This window comes from Streptomyces sp. NPDC014623 (assembly GCF_043088245.1).
GTDB lineage: Bacteria > Actinomycetota > Actinomycetes > Streptomycetales > Streptomycetaceae > Streptomyces.
The window spans coordinates 472,031-488,159 of record NZ_JBIBZU010000003.1; the positions used below are offsets into that span (position 1 = coordinate 472,031).

A 16,129-nucleotide genomic window follows, 5' to 3' on the forward strand; every position below is an offset into this window, starting at 1 on the left:
CGCTCCGGAGGCCCGTGATCTCCTGGCCCCGAGGAGTCGGCCAGGGCGATCACCGGGGCGGCCTCAGTGCCGGATCAGGCCGCCGACCGGGACGGGTGCGACATGTCCGGTCACCGGAACGGTCCGTGCCAGGGCGAGGCCGATGTCGAGCAGTGAAGAGCGGCCGAGGCGGGCGACCTCGGAAACCGGAGTCCAGACCGACTCGGCGGTCTCACCGTTCGGCTCAGGCCGGAGCCGGCCGCCGGTGATGCGGACCCGGTAGAAGATCCCGACGTTCTGGAGCCCGGGCCGGCCGGACGGCCGACGCTCCGCCGCAGGGACCACCCTTGAGTCGACGCCCAGCAGACGCTCGACCACGGCCTCCAGGCCGGTCTCCTCGGCGACCTCCCGGATCACCGCGTCGAACGGGTCCTCGGCGTGCTCGACCCTGCCGCCCGGAAGTGTCCAGGTCTTCTCGCCGTCCGGCCGTACGGCATGCGCGAGCAACACCCGCCCGTCCTCGACGCACACGGCGTACGCCGCCAGTCGCAGATCCATCCCCGGAGACTACGCCCGCCGCTACGACCGGCGCACCGTGCTGTTCGCGCCGTCGGCCGCCTCGCGGACGACGTCCGCGTGCCCGGTGTGCTGGGCCGTCTCCTGGAGGAGGTGCAACAGGATCCTGCGCACCGGCCAGCGGCGTACGGCCCCGGGATCCCAGGGCGTCTCCGGGAGGGGGACCTCCGTGCCGGGGTCCGCCGTCGCGACGGCCTCGTCGGTGGCCCGGGCGGCCTCCTCGTACGCGGTGTGCGGGCCGGCGGCCGTCACGCCTTCCGGTGCCCGGTACCGGGCCATGTCCCACATGCCGTCCGGCGCCCGGCCGTCGGCGCCGGTGAGGATGTGCGTCCAGATCCGTTCGCCGCGGGTGAGGTGGTTCAGGATCCCGCCGGGCGCCAGCTCGCTCACCGTGGAGCGCTCGGTGAGCTGCTCGTCCCCGATGTCCCGCACGGTGACGAGAAGGAGCCGGCGCGCTTCACGGAGCGCGGCCAGGAGGCCTTCGGTCTCAGGTGTCATGCGCAGACCGCAGGACGGAAACAGGCCGGATCCTGTCCTCGTCCGCCGCTTTGGCCGTGCGCCCCCAGCGCGGCGCTGTTGTGTCCGGGGGCGCCGCCCTCGTGGGCACCTCCGGGAATCAGCCACCCCTTCCGCACGTTGAAGCGGCGGCGGAGGCGTCCTCCGCACCGGTCACAGCAGAGCTGGAGAGTAGAAGAGTCATGCGCGTCGAGATATGGAGTGACATCGCCTGCCCGTGGTGCTATGTCGGTAAAGCGCGGTTCGAGAAGGCGCTGGCCGGCTTCGCCCACCGCGACGGGGTCGAGGTGGTCCACCGCTCCTTCGAGCTCGATCCCGGCCGGGCCAAGGGCGACACCGAGCAGGTCATCGACATGCTGGCGCAGAAGTACGGGCGCACCCCCGAGGAGGCCCGCGGCATGGAGGCCAATGTCGCCGCGAACGCGCAGGCCGAGGGACTCGGTTACCGCACCGAGGGGCGCGACCACGGCAACACCTTCGACATCCACCGGCTGCTGCACCTCGCCAAGGCGCGCGGACGCCAGGACGAGCTGCTGACCCTTGTCTACCGGGCGAACTTCGCCGAGGAGCGCTCGGTCTTCGACGACGCGGTGCTGGCCGACCTGGCCGTCGAGGCGGGTCTCGACGCCGATGAGGCGCGTGCGGTGCTGGCCGACCCGGAGGCGTACGCCGACGACGTGCGGGCCGACGAGCGTGAGGCCGCCGAGCTGGGTGCCAACGCCGTGCCGTTCTTCGTGCTCGACCGGCGCTACGGCATTTCCGGCGGGCAGCCCGCGGAGGTCTTCACCCAGGCCCTGGAGCAGGCGTGGAAGGACCGCGAGGTCTCCACCCTGACCCAGGTGGGAGGGGACGCGGCGGCCTGCGACGCGGACGGGGCCTGTGAAGTGCCCCAGGCTGAGGCATCCGGCCAGCGTGTATAAGGACTACTTGGGCGCGCCGCTCAATCTCACGTGATTGACGTGAGATTGAGCGGCCGTCAGGCTGTTGCGTATGGAGACTTCTGCGATCGATCAGGTCAGGGCCACCGAATTCGCATCCGGAACCACTTATCTGAACACCTCCGCCTGCGGGCTCCTGCCCCGTCGTGCCGTCGAGGCCGTCAAGACGCTGGCCGACGACGCTGCCGCAGGGGTCAGGGGAGGGGCGGGGAGCTTCGAAGCGGTGGATTCCGCCCGTGCCGGCTTCGCCGGACTCGCCGGCGTCACGCCCGCGCGGGTGGCCGTCGGCGGCTCCGTCGCCTCCCATGTGGGACTCGTCGCGGCGTCCCTCCCGCCGGGTGCCGAAGTGCTGGCGCCGACGGGGGAGTTCAGTTCCGTCGTGAGCCCCTTCGCCGTGCGCGGCGATCTGAGGATGCGCTACGTCCCGCTGACGGAGCTGGCCGACGCCGTACGGCCCGGGACGGCGCTCGTCGCCTTCTCGGCCGTCCAGTCCGCCGACGGCCGGGTCGCCGATCTGGACGCGGTCCGCGCGGCCGCCGCCACGCACGGGGCCCGGACGATGCTCGACGCCAGCCAGTCGGCCGGATGGCTGCCGCTGGACGCCGGGGCGTACGACTACACCGTCACCGGCGGATACAAGTTCCTGATGTGCCCCCGGGGTTCCTCGTTCCTGACCGTGACCGAGGAGGCGCAGCCGACCCTGCCGTCGCTCTACGCGGGCTGGGTCGCGGCCGAGGACCGCTGGAACAGTACGTACGGGCCGGTCGGGAAGCTCGCCGCCGACGCCCGGCGCTTCGACGAGCCGGTCGCGTTCCTCGCCTACCACGGGGCCGAGCAGTCCCTGGACCTGCTGGCCGGGGTCGGGGTGGACGCCGTGTACGCCCATGCCACCGGGCTCGCCGCCCGCTTCCGGGAAGGGCTGGCGTCGATCGGGCACGAGGTGGTGCCCGGCACCTCCGCGATCGTCGCCGTACCCGGCCTGGGTGGCCGGGAGCCCGATCTGGCGGCGGCCGGGGTGATGGTCTCCGCCCGGGCGGGCAATCTGAGGGCCGCCTTCCACCTGTACAACACCGAGGCGGACGTCGACCGCGCCCTGGACGTGCTGTCCCGCTGAGCCGGGCCGCGGGCTACCGCACGGGGCGGTCCCCGGCCCCGGCGCGGGAGTTCTCCTCCACCTCGGCGGGCAGCCGGGCCGGCCCCGTGAGGCACGGCGGCACGTTCCAGCAGCAGGTCACCCTGCGCGCCGCCGTCGCCGACGCCCCGCGGGCGGTGGACGATCTCATCACCCTGGCCGGGAGCTCCCTCGAGGCCGGTCCGGCCGGGATCCGTGTCACCCTCGACGAGCCGCCGGCCGAGGGGCTGCTCGTCGAGGACGGCGTCCGTCTGTGCCCACAGCCGCAGGACACGAGCCGATCGCCGCCGTCGTCGCGGAAACCGCTCCGCTCACCGCCCGCGTCCGGGGTGGCACACCGGCCGGGGACCTGGCCGCAGCCGGCCGCGTCCCCACCCTGGTCACCGAGCGCGCCGAAGCGGAGCTCGCGGCCCTGACCGCCTGGCCGGCGAGCCCTGCAGGCCCTATGCCGAATCCCGGCGCACCAGCTCCGTCGGGAGGATGACCGCGGCCGGGTCCTCCCCGCCGATCTGTGCCAGCAGCACCCGCACCATCTCGGCACTGATCCGGTCCCACGGCTGGCGGACCGTCGTCAGCTCCGGGCGCGCCGCGAGCGCCGCGGGAGAGTCGTCGAAACCACCGACCGCGATGTCCTGCGGCACCCGGCGGCCCGCCCGCTCCAGCGTGCTGAGCACCCCCTGTGCCATCAGGTCCGACGCGACGAACACCGCGTCCACGTCGGGCGCCCGCTCCAGCAGCAGCGCGGCCGCCGCCTCACCGCCCGCCCGGCTGTAGTCGCCCGGCACGATCAGCGCCTCGTCGACGGGCAGCCCGCACTCGGCGAGCGTCTCGCGGTAGCCCGCCAGCCGGTCCACACCGCCGGGGGTGTCCAGCGGCCCGGTGACCGTGGCGATCCGGCGGCGCCCCGACCCGTACAGGAAGCGCACCATGTCCCGGGCGCCACCCTGGTCGTCCGCCGCCACGTAGCTGACCCGCGAGCCCTGTCCGAGCGGCTTCCCGCACGCCACCAGCGGCACCCCGGCCTCGTGCAGCTGGGCGGCGACCGGGTCGCCGGAGTGGCTGGAGACCAGCAGCACCCCGTCCACGTGACCGGCGATGTAGCGCATGTTGCGGCGGCGCTCGGCCTCCGTGCCCGCGATCATCAGCAGCAGCGGGATGTCGTGCGCGGCGAGCGCGGTGGTGCAGCCGCGCAGCAGCACATTGAAATTGGGGTCCTCGAAGAAGCGTTCCTGGGGCTCGGTCAGCAGGAAGGCCACCGAGTCGGAGCGTCCGGTGATCAGGGACCTGGCATGCCGGTTCACGGTGTAACCGGTCCTGCGGATGGCGGACTGAACCGCGTCGAGCGCGGCCGCGCTGACGTTGTGACCGCCGTTGAGCACCCGGGAGACGGTGCCCCGGGAGACCCCGGCCTCCCGGGCGACGTCGTGGATCGTCGGCGGCCTGCGGCGTCCCGCGCCGTTCTGTTCTGTGCGGCTCATGGTGCATGATCTTTCATCAGAGGTCGCCCTGCTGAGGAGCAGTCAGGACTTTACGGCGCCGGAGAGCAGGTCCAGGCTCCAGAACCGCTGGATCACCAGGAACAGGGCGATCAGCGGGATGATCGCCAGCAGCGCGCCCGTGATGACCAGCGTGTAGAGCGCCGGTGTGTTGGCGCCCTGCTGGAGGAGCGTGTAGAGCCCCAGGGTCACCGGGAACTTCTCGTCGTCGCCGAGCATGATGTAGGGCAGCAGGAAGTTGTTCCAGACCGCCACGAACTGGAACAGGAACACGGTCACCAGCCCCGGCAGCATCATCGGCAGCGCGATGGTCCGGAAGATCCGCCACTCGCCGCCGCCGTCCATCCGGCCCGCCTCGATCACATCGGCCGGCACGGCGGCGGCCGCGTAGATCCGGGCGAGGTAGACGCCGTACGGGGAGAGGACCAGCGGCAGCAGGACCGAGAGGTAGGAGTCGGTCATGTCGGCCTCGGCCAGCAGCAGGTACTGCGGTACGGCCAGGATCACCGGAGGCATCAGCACCCCGGCGAGCAGGATGTTGAAGACCGTCTCCTTGCCGCGGAAGCGGTACACCGCCAGGGCGTACCCCGAGACCGCGGACACCGCCGTGGACAGCAGGGCGCCCACCCCGGCGTAGAAGGCCGAGTTGGCCATCCACTTCCAGTAGACCCCGTCGCGGTACTCCGTGAGGTCGGCGACGTTGCCGGTGAAACCGGAGCCCGGCAGGAAGGTGAAGGTCGAGAAGAGCTCGCTGCCGGATTTCGTGGAGGCGGCCAGGACCCAGAGGACGGGCAGCAGGCAGTACACGGCGCCGAGGAGCAGTGCGGCCGTGGGGACGAGAGGGGGGCGCCGGCGGCCGGGGGCGGCGAGGGGCCGGTTGCTCATCGGGATCCTCCCTGCTTCGTACGGGAGTTGGCCGCCTTGAGGAAACCGAAGGACAGGGCGAGTGTGACGAGGGCGATGATGACCGCCTGGGCCGCCGCCGCGTGGATGTCGTTGTTGACGAAGGCGTCCTGGTAGACCTTCATGAGCGGACTCCAGGTGGTGGAGAGCGAGTTGGTCAGCGGCTTGAGCGTGGTGGGTTCGCTGAAGACCTGGAGCGTCGCGATGATCGAGAAGAAGAAGGTCAGGATCAGGGACGGCGCCACCATGGGAATCTTGATCCGCAGCGCGATCTGGAGTTGCGAGCAGCCGTCGAGCCGTGCCGCCTCGAAGATCTCGGCGGGGATCGCCCGCAGTGACGTGTAGATCACGATCATGTTGAAGCCGGTGCCGCCCCACACCGCGATGTTGGCCAGCGAGAGGTACAGCGGCCCGCCGTCCAGCAGGCCTGGCTGCGGCAGCCCCGTCGCGTCGAGCAGGTGCAGGAAGGGGCTGACGTCGGGCAGGTAGAGGAAGCCCCACATCAGCGCTGCGATGACGCCGGGGATCGCGTACGGCAGGAAGATCGCCAGCCTGGTGAAACCGCGCAGCCGGAGCCCGTCGGTGTCCAGCAGCAGGGCGAAGAGCAGGGCGAGGCCGAGCATCACCGGGACGACGATCGCGCCGTAACCGAGGATGCGCAGCGCCCCGTGCAGCAGCTCCGGGTCGGTGAGCGCGTCGGCGTAGTTGGACAGACCGGCCCAGATCTCCTCCCGCGCGCCCTTGCCGAGGCCGAGGCCCTTGACCTCGGTCCGGCGGAAGCTGAGGTACACGGCGTAGCCGATGGGCAGGGCGAAGAAGAGCAGGAAGAGGACGGTGGCGGGGGCCAGGAAGGCGTACGGGGCGCTCTTGGCCCCGTACGCCTTCCCGCGGGGTGTACGTGTCACTCCGAGACCCCGAAGCCCTGCTTCTTCAGGTCCGCGACGGTGGCGTCCTGCATGGCGGTCAGTGCGGGGCCGAAGTCCGACTTGCTCTTGGCCGCCGCGGCGAAGTTGTCCTTGAAGGCGCTGTACGCGACGTTGACGTTCGGGCCCCAGGCGGCCGGGGCGGTGCCCTGGGCGATCTTGGCGGCCTCGGTGTAGAAGCCGGGCTGGTTCGAGAAGTAGTCCGGTGCCTCCGATAGCGCGCCGCCGGTCTGCGCGGCCGTCGCGGCGGGGTAGATCCCGCTCTCCTTCACCAGCGCGGCGAGCGCCACCGGGTCGGTGTTCAGCCACTTCGCGAAGGCGGCCGCGGCCTTCTTGTCCTTCGAGTCGTTGGTGACGGCGGTGGAGGAGCCACCCCAGCTGCCGGTGACGTTCTCGCCGGCGGTCCACTGGGGGAGCGGGGCCATGGCCCACCTGCCCTTCGTCTCGGGCGCGGCGGTGGTCAGGGTGCCGGGCGCCCAGACGGCGCTCACCCAGGCGACCTGCTGGCCGGTGTTGAGCGCCTTGTTCCAGGCCGGGGTGTACATCGGCTGGTTGTCGACGGCGCCCTCCTCGACCAGACCGCCCCAGAAGTCGGCGACCTTCCGCGTGGCCGGGTCGTCGATGGCGACCTTCCACGTGTCGCCGCCCGTGGTCCACCACTTCGCGCCCGCCTGCTGGGCGAGGCCCGCGAAGAGGCCCGAGTCGTTGGACGAGAAGGTGGTGAGGTCCTTGTCCGGCGCCTTCTTCTTCAGCGCGCGGGCGGTCCCGGCGAACTCGTCCCAGGTGGTGGGCACGGTCAGGCCGTACTGCTCGAAGAGGTCCTTGCGGTAGTAGAACATCAGCGGGCCGGAGTCCTGCGGCAGGGCGTACAGGGCGTCCGAGCCGAGTGTCGTCTGCTGCCAGATCCCGTCGGCGAACTCACCCTTCGTGTCGCCCGCCTCCTCGGATATGTCGGCGAGGACGTCGTTGGAGACCAGGGTGGGGAGGGCCTGGTACTCGGCCTGGACCAGGTCGGGCGCCTTGCCGGCCTTCGCCGCCGTGATGATCTTGGTGACCAGGTCGTCGCCGGACGCCTGCTTCTTCACCGTGACGGTGATGCCGGCCTCCTTGCCCGGGCCCTTGTTCCAGATGTCCGCGACCTTGTCCATGCCGGGCGCCCACGCCCAGTAGGTCAGCGAGGCGGGCCCGGAGGGAGCCGCCTCGTCGCCGTCGTCCGAGCCGCATCCGGAGAGCAGGGCGGTGGCGGCGAGTGCGGCGGCTGTGGACACCGCGACGGTGCGGTATTTCATGGTTTCTCCCCTGACGAGATGAACAGGCGCATCGGCGGGACCGGCCGGAAAGCGCTGTGAGCGTTCACAGTAGAGAAAGCAAACCGACACTTGTCAATGGTTGTTGCTGTGCGGTTATGTTGGCTCTGCGCCGCCGAGAGTGTGTGTGCACGTTCCCAGAAATTGTTCCGAAGAGCCAGGAGCTGTCCATGCCGCACTCAGAATCCGCTCCCTGCCCGGTCGGCCTGCACAAGCTGGCCTTCGGCGGCGACTACAACCCCGAGCAGTGGCCCGAGGAGGTCTGGCACGAGGACGTCCGCCTGATGCGCGAGGCCGGCGTGACCATGGTCAGCGTCGGGATCTTCTCCTGGGCGCTGCTGGAACCCGAGCCGGGCACCTATGACTTCGGCTGGCTCGACCGCCTCCTGGACCTGCTGCACGTCAACGGCATCCGAGCCGACCTCGGCACCCCCACCGTCGTCCCGCCGGCCTGGTTCTACCGCGCCCACCCCGACGCCCTGCCGGTCAGCCGGGACGGGGTACGCCTCGCCTTCGGATCACGCGGCGCGATCTGCCACAGTTCGGCCCCCTACCGCGCGGCCGCCGCGAACATCACCGAGCAGCTCGCCCGCCGCTACGCGAAACACCCCGCCCTCGCGATGTGGCACGTCCACAACGAGTACGGCGTCCCCGTCAGCGCCTGCTACTGCGACAGCTGCGCCGCCCACTTCCGCCGCTGGCTCGCCGCCCGGCACGGTTCGGCCGAGGCGGTCAACGAGGCCTGGGGCACCGCCTTCTGGGGCCAGCGCTACCGCTCCCTCGACGACATCGACCCGCCCCGCACCACCCCGACCGTCGGCAACCCCGCCCAGCGGCTGGACTACGCCCGCTTCGCCGACGCCACCATGCGGGAGAACTTCACCGCCGAACGCGACATCCTGCACCGGCTCGCCCCCGGCATCCCGGTCACCACCAACTTCATGACCGCGCTCAGCCAGTGCGAGTCCGTCGACTACTGGGCCTGGGGCCGCGAGGTCGACATCGTCTCCAACGACCACTACCTGATCACCGACGGCCGCCGCACCCACGTCAACCTCGCCATGGCCGCCGACCTGACCCGTTCGGTGGCGGGCGGCGCGCCCTGGCTGCTGCTGGAGCACTCCACCGGCGGCGTCAACTGGCAGCCCCGCAACCCCGCCAAGCGCCCCGGCGAGATGGCCCGCAACAGCCTCGCCCATGTCGCCCGGGGCTCGGAGGGCGCGATGTTCTTCCAGTGGCGCCAGTCCCGGCGCGGCGCCGAGAAGTTCCACTCCGCGATGGTCCCGCACGCCGGCACCGACTCGCGGATCTGGCGCGAGGTGAGCGCGCTCGGAGCGGGGCTCGGCCTGCTGGAGGGCATCCGGGGCACCCGGACCGTCGCCGACGTGGCGATGCTCTGGGACTGGCAGTCCTGGTGGGCGCAGGGCCTGGAGTGGCGCCCGAGCGAGGAGCACGACGCCCGCGAGCGCGCCGACACCTTCTACGCCTCGCTCTACGACCGCCACCTCACCGTCGACTTCGCCCACCCCGACGCCGACCTGTCCGGCTACCCCCTGGTCGTCGTCCCCGCCCTCTACCTGGCCACCGGGGGGACCGGCCGCAACCTGCGCCGGTACGTCGAGAACGGCGGCACCCTCGTCGTCTCGTACTTCTCCGGCATCGTCGACACCGACGACGCGGTGCACCCCGGGGCCTACCCCGGCGCGTTCCGGGACGTACTCGGCCTGACCGTCGAGGAGTTCGCCCCGCTCCCGGTGGGCGGGACCGTTCGCCTGATCACCCCCGAGGGCGCCCCCGAAGGCCCGGAGCTGACCGGCGACCTCTGGTCGGACGTGGTGATCCCGCGCGGCGCCGAGACCGTCTGGTCGTACGCCGGCGGCATCCCGGCCGGCCGGCCCGCCGTCACCCGCAACCGGCTCGGGGAAGGCACCGCCTGGTACATCTCCACCCGGCTCTCCGGCCCGGACCTGGACGCCGTCCTGGACCGCGCCGCCGCCGACGCCGGCATCGAGCCCCGCACGAGCCTGCCGTACGACGTCGAGGTCGTACGCCGCACCGGTGCGGGCGGCACCTACCTCTTCGTGATCAACCACAGCGACACCGACGCCGCGGTGGCGCTGGACACCCCCGGCACCGAACTCCTCACCGGCGAGCCCGCCGTGGACAGGCTCGCCGTTCCGGCGGGCGCGGTCCGCGTCGTACGCCTCGGCGGCTGAGGCGCCCAGCCCACCCCGCACAACGGTCGAAGGGACATCGACGATGTACGGAACGACACACACCCGCGCGAAAGCGGCCGGGGCGGTGGCCGCGCTCTCCGGCCTCGTGTTCGCCGCGCTCCCCGCAACGGCCGCACACGCGGCCACCACCCCCGTCAACACCGGCTTCGAGTCGGGCACGACCGGCTGGTCGACGTACTCGGCCGGCGGGCAGAACGCCGCCTCCTTCACCGAGGCGGGCGGCCACGGCGGCAGCACCCGGCTCAGCCACTGGTCGGCCTCGGCGTACAAGGTCGAGACCTATCAGTACCTGAGCGGCCTCACCGACGGCACGTACACCCTCAGCGCCTGGGTCCGCTCAGGGGGCGGCCAGGACTCCGCCTACATCGCCCTGCGCAACTGCGGCACCGCCGAACAGCGCACCGACCTGCCGCCCACCGCGGACGGAGCCTGGATCCGCCTCGTCACCTCCGTCAGGGTGACGGGCGGGGCCTGCACCATCAGCCTCAACTCCGACGCGCACGCGGGCCAGTGGGCCAACTTCGACGACATCACCTTCACCCGTGGAAGCACCGGGCTGAGCGTCAGGGGCGGTGACCTCTCGACCCTCCCGAAGAACGAGGCGTACGGCGCGGGGTACAGCGACGCGAGCGGCAGGGCCGGGGACGCCATGAGCATCCTCAAGAGCTCCGGCATGAACTACGTACGCCTCAAGGTGTGGGTGGACCCGGTCGACGGCTACAACGACAAGGCCCACGTCCTCGCCATGGCCAAGCGCGCCGAGGCCCTCGGCATGAAGACCCTGATCGACTTCCACTACTCGGACGCCTGGGCCGACCCCGGCAAGCAGAACAAGCCCGCCGCCTGGGCCGGACACGGCTACAGCCGACTGCGCACCGACGTCTACCACCACACCTACGACGTGCTGAACGCCCTGAAGGCCCAGGGGACCACGGCCGACATGGTGCAGATCGGCAACGAGATCAACGGCGGAATGCTCTGGCCCGAGGGCTCCACCGGCAACTGGTCACAGCTCGCCGGCCTCCTCACCTCAGGAGCGAACGCCGCCAAGGCGGTCTCCTCCGGCACGAAGGTGGCACTGCACCTCGCCGAGGGCGGCGACAACGAGGGCACCCGCTGGTGGTTCGACAACGCCGTGGCGCGGAAAGTGCCGTTCGACGTCATCGCGCTCTCGTACTACGGCTACTGGCACGGCTCGCTGTCCGGACTCCAGACCAACCTCGACGACGCCGCCTCCCGCTACGGGAAGCCGGTACTGGTCGCCGAGACCGCCTACGCCCATACGCTGGCCGACGCCGACGGCCTGGAGAACAACGTGGCCACCGCCGACCAGCTGGTCACCGGTTACCCGGCGACCCCGGCCGGCCAGGCGGCGAACCTCCGGGACGTCATGAACGTCGTCGAAGCCGTCCCGGACGACCGGGGACTGGGCGCGGTGTACTGGGAGCCCGCCTGGACCGCGGCGAAGGGCAGCGGCTGGGACCCGGCCGACCCGTCCTCGGGCAACGCGTGGGAGAACCAGGCGGTGTTCGGCCACAGCGGCAGGCTGCTGCCTGCGGCAGCCTGGTTCTCACACAGGTAGGCGCCCCGCCGGTCCGGTACGCGCACGGCAGACCGGGCCGGCGGCACCTGCCCGTGGCGGGGACGGATTCACACGGTGCGCGGACCCTCGATGTTGGCCACCATCGTGCGGAACACCTTGAGCGCGGCCACGTACTCCGCGTCGCTGATCCCCCGGTGGACCTCGGCGCGGAGCCCGGTCACCAGCTCACGCAACCGCGCCCGCGCGGCCTTTCCTTCGGCGGTGAGGCCCAGCCGCCGCCCTTCCTCGCTGAGCCAGCCGCGGTGAAGCAGCTGGTCGACGACCCGGGAGATGTCCTGCGGTCCGTCGGCGAGGGGCGTGAGCTGGTCGACGACCTCCTCGCGGGTGGGCGCGGCGGGCCCGCCGCGCACCCGGTTGAGCACCCGGTACTGCGGCTGCGTGACGTCGATCCTGGCCATGGCGTCCCGCAGACGGCGGGTGACGGCCGTACGGGCCAGGCCGCTCCAGTACCCGATGGGCTGTGTGGCCAGCGCGTCGTCGGTGGCCGCCGGGTCTGCCGGCGCCTGGCCGGTGAGGGCGGTGCTGGTCGGCTGTTCCATGGCCGCGACGCTGCCGGCGGGTCCCGGTCAGGCTCCTGCGGACCGCAGCGACCGGCTGCGATGTGGCCGGTATCCGCCGCTGCCGCGCAGCTCGGGGGCCCCGTACCGGTCACCGGCCGTCCAGCGGCGCACCGTGCCACCTCCACGACGTGACACGGTCACGGCCCGGCAGGTCCGCGCGGCCGGTGCACCAGAGCAGCACGGCCCACCGGTCCTCGTCGTCCGGGGCACCGGGGAAGAGCCGGGCCAGCACCCGGTCGCAGAGGTCCCGGGGCGGGGTCCAGGAGAGCGACAGCCCGGCGGCGACGTCGTAGGTGTGCACGAGGGTCTCGACGACGCCCATCGCGGCGAAGCCCTCCGGGTCGGAGAGCCCGGACACGTGGTGGGAGCGGACGTCCGAAGGGGTCGTACGCACCATCGCCGTCAGGAGGGCGCCGCTCGACTCCAGCGTCTGGAGCAGCCCGGACGTTCCCGCCTCCGGGTCCGCGAAGACCGAGTTCCCGGGGCCGCCCTCGCGGTCGGGCGCGTACCGGTAGGGCACCTCACGGTCCTGCGGGGGCCTGCGCCCACCCAGCTGGACGGCGTAGGCGAAGAGATCGTCACTCAGGTGCTCCACCGTCTCCCAGCAGTCCCACGCCAACGACCCTGCCGGGACCCGCCAGTTGTCCGTTGGGGACTCCGCGAGGGTGTCGACCGCGAGGCGCACCGCCAGCGCCACGTCGTCGGCGGTGACGGGCAGCCGGGTGCCGGTCAGCGCGGCGCGTTCCCGCGCACCGCACTCCACGCAGAACTCGTTGCCCTCCGGATCGGCCAGGGTGGCCCAGCCCCGGCCGTCCGGCTTGCGGTGGTCGGCGACCAGTGTGGCGCCGAGGGCCAGCAGCCGTTCGACCTCCTCGTCGCGGGTGCGGTCGTCGGGGCGCAGGTCCAGGTGGATCCGGTTCTTGGTGCTCTTGGGCTCGGGCACCGTGATGAAGAGCAGAGCGGCACCAGGCGCCTCGACGAGCGCCTCGGGGTCACCGGGCTCGTCGTCTTCGGACAGGGCGGAATCGAGCACCTCGGCCCAGAAGAGGGCCAGTTCGTAGGCATCGGCGCAGTCGACGGTGATGTGCTGTACGAGTGAGGTCATGGGCGCCACTGTCTCCGCTGAACCGGGCCGAGGTCCAGCGAGTTGCACGGCCGGGCGGGCTCAGGCGCCCGGCGCGGAGTCACCCTCGGAGGCGGGCAGTGCGGATCGGACTGCGGCTCGTGCCAGAGCAGTGCTCTCCCGGAGGGTCTCGACCGGGAGCGGCTGTGTGGCCAGAGCGCCCTCGTGCAGCACGAGGAGCTGGGTGGCGAGGGTGGAGGGGCCCGAGCAGCCCGCCGCGGTGGCGAGTTCCTCGAACAGGTCCAGCAGCCAGAGCTTCTGGTCCGAGGCGATGCGGTGGGCGGGGTGCGACGGGTCGGGGAGTTCGGCCAGTGCGTTGATGAACGCGCATCCACGGGTGTTGGTCCCGCTCCAGATCCGCAGTGCCTCGAAGGGGCCGGTGACGGCCTCGGCGGTGCCCTCGCAGGCGTCGACGGCGGCGCGGACCAGTGAGCGCCAGCGCTGGTCGCGTTCCGTGAGGTAAGCCGCCACCAGATGGTCCTTCGAGCCGAACTGGTTGTACAGGGTCCGCTTGGTCACCCCTGAGTGCTCGGCGATCAGAACGGGGTCTCCGCGGCTCGGAAATGACGGCTTGTCAGTTCGCGTCGCTTCGGCGCGGCCCGGAAGCCTTCGGAAGCCGGACTCCGGACCAGGAGCCGACTTCGCATTGTCCGTCGGCATTGTTCCCTGTAGTCACGACTGTGCCGTTGGCACGCAGACCAAGGGTGTGCGTCGAACCGGCCGCCACGGCGACAATGTCGCGCCAATCGCCGACTTCGCACTGTCCGTAGGTGTTGTCTCCCGCTGCGAGGACACGTCCGGACGCAGTGACCCCGACGGTATGGTGGCTACCCGCGTCGAGTGCCACCACGTCTTCCCACTCGTCGACTTCGCATGCCCCGGCTGCCCGTTCTCCGGTCGCCACCGCCCGCCCGTCGGCCCTGAGGCCGACGGTATGGAGATACCCGGCCGAAACGGAGGCCAGGTCACGCCACCCTTCAACGGCACACTGCCGTCGTCGATTGTTCCCCGTGGCCAGTGCAGAACCGTCCGACCGGACGCCTGCCGAGTGCCAGTCACCACACGAGAGGGCGACCATCTCGCGCCAGGACTGCACGTCGCACTGTCCTTCCGAACTACGGCCGACTGCCAGCACGCGGCCATTCGCGAGGAGCCCGAGCGTGCGGCGCCAGCCTGCGGCCACAGCTGTGATGCCTTGCCATCCGGCGACATCACACTGCCCATCGCCATTCCACCCCGTCGCCAGCACCGTGCCGTCCGACCGGAGCCCCACCGTGTGAGACCTGCCCGTGTTCGTCGCGGTATGGACGTTGCCGGCTGCCACCGCGACGACGTCTTCCCATCGCTCGACACGACATCCAGCGGCTGCGGCATCGCCCACGGAGAGAACGGTCCCATCCCAGCGCCGCCCGACCGAATGACGCCTTCCGGCCGCCAGCGCCGACGGCTCGGCGAGCATTCTGCCTCCTTGTGCTTGACGAGAGCTCGAGACACGGGATTCCACCTTACTGCGCACCGGAATCAGAGCGGGGTCCTCAGCCGCCGCCGGCAGACGACGCACAACCGAGTGTGATGAAGGCCTGGTGGATGGCGTCGCGGATCTCCCCGCGCACGCGTAGGCGGCGGAACCTGAGGGGTGGCCGATGAACTCGACCACCAGTCCCCTGGAGCTGCTCGTCCTGGTGCCGATGGCGCTCCTCTTCCTCTGCGTGCCGTCGTTCGTCGTCTGCCGCAGAGGAGTGGAGCGCCTGGTTCTGGTCGTCGTGGTCAGCCTGATCGGTGCCGTCACGGGCCTGTCCGGTTCGTGGTCCTGATCATGGCGCTTCCGATGCGTGCCCGCGCTCCCGCCCCGACGCTCCGGCCGAGCGCCTGCCCCGGCCTTCGGCCGGCCCCCCGGCCCGTAAGGGCGTCCGCCGGGGCGGACGCCCTTACGGGCACACCATGGCCTGATATCAGATGAGGGCCTCGGGCGCCTTGGTCGTCGGCCCCCCGCATCACCGGTGTTCATTGTTCCCGCCGGTTCGAACAGCAGGATCGCGGTCTCCGCATCAGCTACGGGGCAGTGTTCGACACCTCGGGGAACCACGAACAACTCGCCGGGTTCCAGCACCACATCGGCGTCCCTGAGCCGGATCGTGAGCCGACCGCTGATGACCAGGAACAGTTCATCGGTGTCCCCGTGCGTGTGCCAGACGAACTCGCCCCTCATTTTGGCCAGTTTGACCTCGTAGTCGTTGAGGACAGCTACCTTCTTCTGCGACCACAGGCCGCTTCAGGTTGCCGCTTGCCCTCCGGGGGTGGACGACGGGAGGAAGACGCCGGTGAGTGGTGCTTGCGCGACCCAGCAGGGGCGGGGCCGAACGGGAGGTGGACCCGGCGTATGCGCGGCTCGCGACACTCCTGGAGCGCCTCCGCGCGGAGAACGCGCGATATAACGCCCGGAGCGAAGGGCGTTTTCTGTGAGCGGAGTTGACCGACGCCCTGCTCGCCAGGACGACGACCCGTTCATGTCGTTCCCTCTGAGAGCTGCGGAGTCCGTGCCCGGGTGTCCCGAGTGCGACCGTCTCGTGTGTGCCGAGAAGCTTGCGGGCAAGCAGGCCGGCGGACGAGCGGGTGAGGCTCCGCAGGCACCTGGAAGCCGCGCACGGCGGCCCGTCAGGGAGGTGCAGGCCGTGACGAGCAGGCAGTGCCCGTGGGTGGAGAACGCCGGCGGGGCGGGACGCCTGTTGCGTCCCGCCCCACCTGGCCTGCGTATGCCCCTACTTCACGGGGGTGAAGTCGCGGGCTCCGATGAATTCGGGCCGGCGGACGGGGGCGGCGAAGGGTTCCTGGGCGG

15 protein-coding genes and 2 pseudogenes are annotated in these 16,129 nt (G+C 71.3%); 6 read left to right on the top strand and 11 right to left on the bottom strand.

The window, feature by feature from the left end; all coding sequences use genetic code 11:
• Positions 1-63: 63 nt before the first annotated feature.
• Positions 64-537: an NUDIX hydrolase gene (locus ACF1FZ_RS08460; protein WP_391772589.1), complete on the bottom strand. Its 474-nt coding sequence runs from the start codon at positions 535-537 to the stop codon at positions 64-66.
• Positions 538-558: 21 nt separating this feature from the next.
• Positions 559-1,053, bottom strand: coding sequence for a DinB family protein (locus ACF1FZ_RS08465; protein ID WP_391772590.1), 495 nt, complete (start codon positions 1,051-1,053; stop codon positions 559-561).
• Positions 1,054-1,253: 200 nt separating this feature from the next.
• Between ACF1FZ_RS08465 and ACF1FZ_RS08470 the strand changes: the two genes are divergently transcribed.
• The 3 genes from ACF1FZ_RS08470 to ACF1FZ_RS08480 all read left to right on the top strand — a co-directional run bounded on the left by ACF1FZ_RS08470 (position 1,254) and on the right by ACF1FZ_RS08480 (position 3,557).
• Complete coding sequence (locus ACF1FZ_RS08470) at positions 1,254-1,991, top strand: DsbA family oxidoreductase (RefSeq protein ID WP_391772591.1); 738 nt, start codon at positions 1,254-1,256, stop codon at positions 1,989-1,991.
• A gap of 70 nt (positions 1,992-2,061) precedes the next feature.
• Positions 2,062-3,123, top strand: a complete 1,062-nt coding sequence (locus ACF1FZ_RS08475; protein ID WP_391772592.1) for an aminotransferase class V-fold PLP-dependent enzyme — start codon at positions 2,062-2,064, stop codon at positions 3,121-3,123.
• 86 nt (positions 3,124-3,209) lie between these two features.
• Positions 3,210-3,557 (top strand): hypothetical protein, encoded by a 348-nt coding sequence (locus ACF1FZ_RS08480; RefSeq protein WP_391772593.1) that lies wholly within the window; start codon positions 3,210-3,212, stop codon positions 3,555-3,557.
• Between the two features lie 27 nt (positions 3,558-3,584).
• Here ACF1FZ_RS08480 and ACF1FZ_RS08485 read toward each other — a convergent pair whose 3' ends face one another.
• From ACF1FZ_RS08485 to ACF1FZ_RS08500, 4 genes are read right to left on the bottom strand one after another with little or no spacing between them, the layout of a single operon-like run.
• Positions 3,585-4,619, bottom strand: a complete 1,035-nt coding sequence (locus tag ACF1FZ_RS08485) for a LacI family DNA-binding transcriptional regulator (protein ID WP_391772594.1) — start codon at positions 4,617-4,619, stop codon at positions 3,585-3,587.
• A gap of 42 nt (positions 4,620-4,661) precedes the next feature.
• A complete protein-coding gene (locus tag ACF1FZ_RS08490) occupies positions 4,662-5,522 on the bottom strand; it encodes a carbohydrate ABC transporter permease (protein WP_391772595.1) in 861 nt (286 codons plus the stop codon).
• Positions 5,519-6,445 carry a carbohydrate ABC transporter permease gene (locus tag ACF1FZ_RS08495; protein WP_391772596.1) on the bottom strand — a complete coding sequence of 309 codons (927 nt, stop codon included), beginning with the start codon at positions 6,443-6,445 and terminating at the stop codon, positions 5,519-5,521. Before ACF1FZ_RS08495 ends, ACF1FZ_RS08490 begins: the two co-directional genes overlap by 4 nt.
• Complete coding sequence (locus ACF1FZ_RS08500) at positions 6,442-7,752, bottom strand: ABC transporter substrate-binding protein (protein ID WP_391772597.1); 1,311 nt, start codon at positions 7,750-7,752, stop codon at positions 6,442-6,444. The genes ACF1FZ_RS08495 and ACF1FZ_RS08500 overlap by 4 nt, the downstream gene beginning before the upstream one ends.
• A gap of 188 nt (positions 7,753-7,940) precedes the next feature.
• Between ACF1FZ_RS08500 and ACF1FZ_RS08505 the strand changes: the two genes are divergently transcribed.
• A complete protein-coding gene (locus tag ACF1FZ_RS08505; protein ID WP_391772598.1) occupies positions 7,941-9,986 on the top strand; it encodes a beta-galactosidase in 2,046 nt (681 codons plus the stop codon).
• Positions 9,987-10,029: 43 nt separating this feature from the next.
• A complete protein-coding gene (locus tag ACF1FZ_RS08510; protein ID WP_391772599.1) occupies positions 10,030-11,589 on the top strand; it encodes an arabinogalactan endo-beta-1,4-galactanase in 1,560 nt (519 codons plus the stop codon).
• A gap of 68 nt (positions 11,590-11,657) precedes the next feature.
• Here the strand turns inward: ACF1FZ_RS08510 and ACF1FZ_RS08515 are convergent, their stop codons facing one another.
• The 4 genes and pseudogenes from ACF1FZ_RS08515 to ACF1FZ_RS08530 form a co-directional block, all read right to left on the bottom strand.
• Positions 11,658-12,149: a MarR family winged helix-turn-helix transcriptional regulator gene (locus ACF1FZ_RS08515; protein ID WP_391772600.1), complete on the bottom strand. Its 492-nt coding sequence runs from the start codon at positions 12,147-12,149 to the stop codon at positions 11,658-11,660.
• Between the two features lie 109 nt (positions 12,150-12,258).
• Entirely contained in the window at positions 12,259-13,275 is a 1,017-nt protein-coding gene (locus ACF1FZ_RS08520; protein ID WP_391772601.1) for a VOC family protein, read from the bottom strand.
• A 60-nt stretch (positions 13,276-13,335) separates the two neighbouring features.
• Positions 13,336-13,833 (bottom strand): annotated as a pseudogene (locus tag ACF1FZ_RS08525) (TetR/AcrR family transcriptional regulator); the annotation flags it as partial.
• A 34-nt stretch (positions 13,834-13,867) separates the two neighbouring features.
• Positions 13,868-14,752, bottom strand: a complete 885-nt coding sequence (locus tag ACF1FZ_RS08530; RefSeq protein WP_391772617.1) for an RCC1 domain-containing protein — start codon at positions 14,750-14,752, stop codon at positions 13,868-13,870.
• 184 nt (positions 14,753-14,936) lie between these two features.
• Here ACF1FZ_RS08530 and ACF1FZ_RS08535 point away from each other — a divergent pair, with 184 nt between their 5' ends.
• Entirely contained in the window at positions 14,937-15,107 is a 171-nt protein-coding gene (locus ACF1FZ_RS08535; protein ID WP_391772619.1) for a hypothetical protein, read from the top strand.
• 284 nt (positions 15,108-15,391) lie between these two features.
• On the opposite strand, the pseudogene ACF1FZ_RS08540 reads toward ACF1FZ_RS08535, so the two are convergent.
• Positions 15,392-15,502 (bottom strand): annotated as a pseudogene (locus tag ACF1FZ_RS08540) (cupin); the annotation flags it as partial.
• Positions 15,503-16,129 lie beyond the last annotated feature (627 nt).

Excerpts from the sequence above, each read along its gene's own strand:
- ACF1FZ_RS08475 (WP_391772592.1), top strand. The coding sequence starts at position 2,062 with ATGGAGACTTCTGCGATCGATCAGGTCAGGGCCACCGAATTCGCATCC.
- ACF1FZ_RS08520 (WP_391772601.1), bottom strand. The coding sequence starts at position 13,275 with ATGACCTCACTCGTACAGCACATCACCGTCGACTGCGCCGATGCCTAC.
- ACF1FZ_RS08500 (WP_391772597.1), bottom strand. The coding sequence starts at position 7,752 with ATGAAATACCGCACCGTCGCGGTGTCCACAGCCGCCGCACTCGCCGCC.
- ACF1FZ_RS08510 (WP_391772599.1), top strand. The coding sequence starts at position 10,030 with ATGTACGGAACGACACACACCCGCGCGAAAGCGGCCGGGGCGGTGGCC.
- ACF1FZ_RS08530 (WP_391772617.1), bottom strand. The coding sequence starts at position 14,752 with ATGCTCGCCGAGCCGTCGGCGCTGGCGGCCGGAAGGCGTCATTCGGTC.
- ACF1FZ_RS08465 (WP_391772590.1), bottom strand. The coding sequence starts at position 1,053 with ATGACACCTGAGACCGAAGGCCTCCTGGCCGCGCTCCGTGAAGCGCGC.
- ACF1FZ_RS08535 (WP_391772619.1), top strand. The coding sequence starts at position 14,937 with ATGAACTCGACCACCAGTCCCCTGGAGCTGCTCGTCCTGGTGCCGATG.
- ACF1FZ_RS08470 (WP_391772591.1), top strand. The coding sequence starts at position 1,254 with ATGCGCGTCGAGATATGGAGTGACATCGCCTGCCCGTGGTGCTATGTC.
- ACF1FZ_RS08505 (WP_391772598.1), top strand. The coding sequence starts at position 7,941 with ATGCCGCACTCAGAATCCGCTCCCTGCCCGGTCGGCCTGCACAAGCTG.
- ACF1FZ_RS08460 (WP_391772589.1), bottom strand. The coding sequence starts at position 537 with ATGGATCTGCGACTGGCGGCGTACGCCGTGTGCGTCGAGGACGGGCGG.
- ACF1FZ_RS08490 (WP_391772595.1), bottom strand. The coding sequence starts at position 5,522 with ATGAGCAACCGGCCCCTCGCCGCCCCCGGCCGCCGGCGCCCCCCTCTC.
- ACF1FZ_RS08485 (WP_391772594.1), bottom strand. The coding sequence starts at position 4,619 with ATGAGCCGCACAGAACAGAACGGCGCGGGACGCCGCAGGCCGCCGACG.
- ACF1FZ_RS08515 (WP_391772600.1), bottom strand. The coding sequence starts at position 12,149 with ATGGAACAGCCGACCAGCACCGCCCTCACCGGCCAGGCGCCGGCAGAC.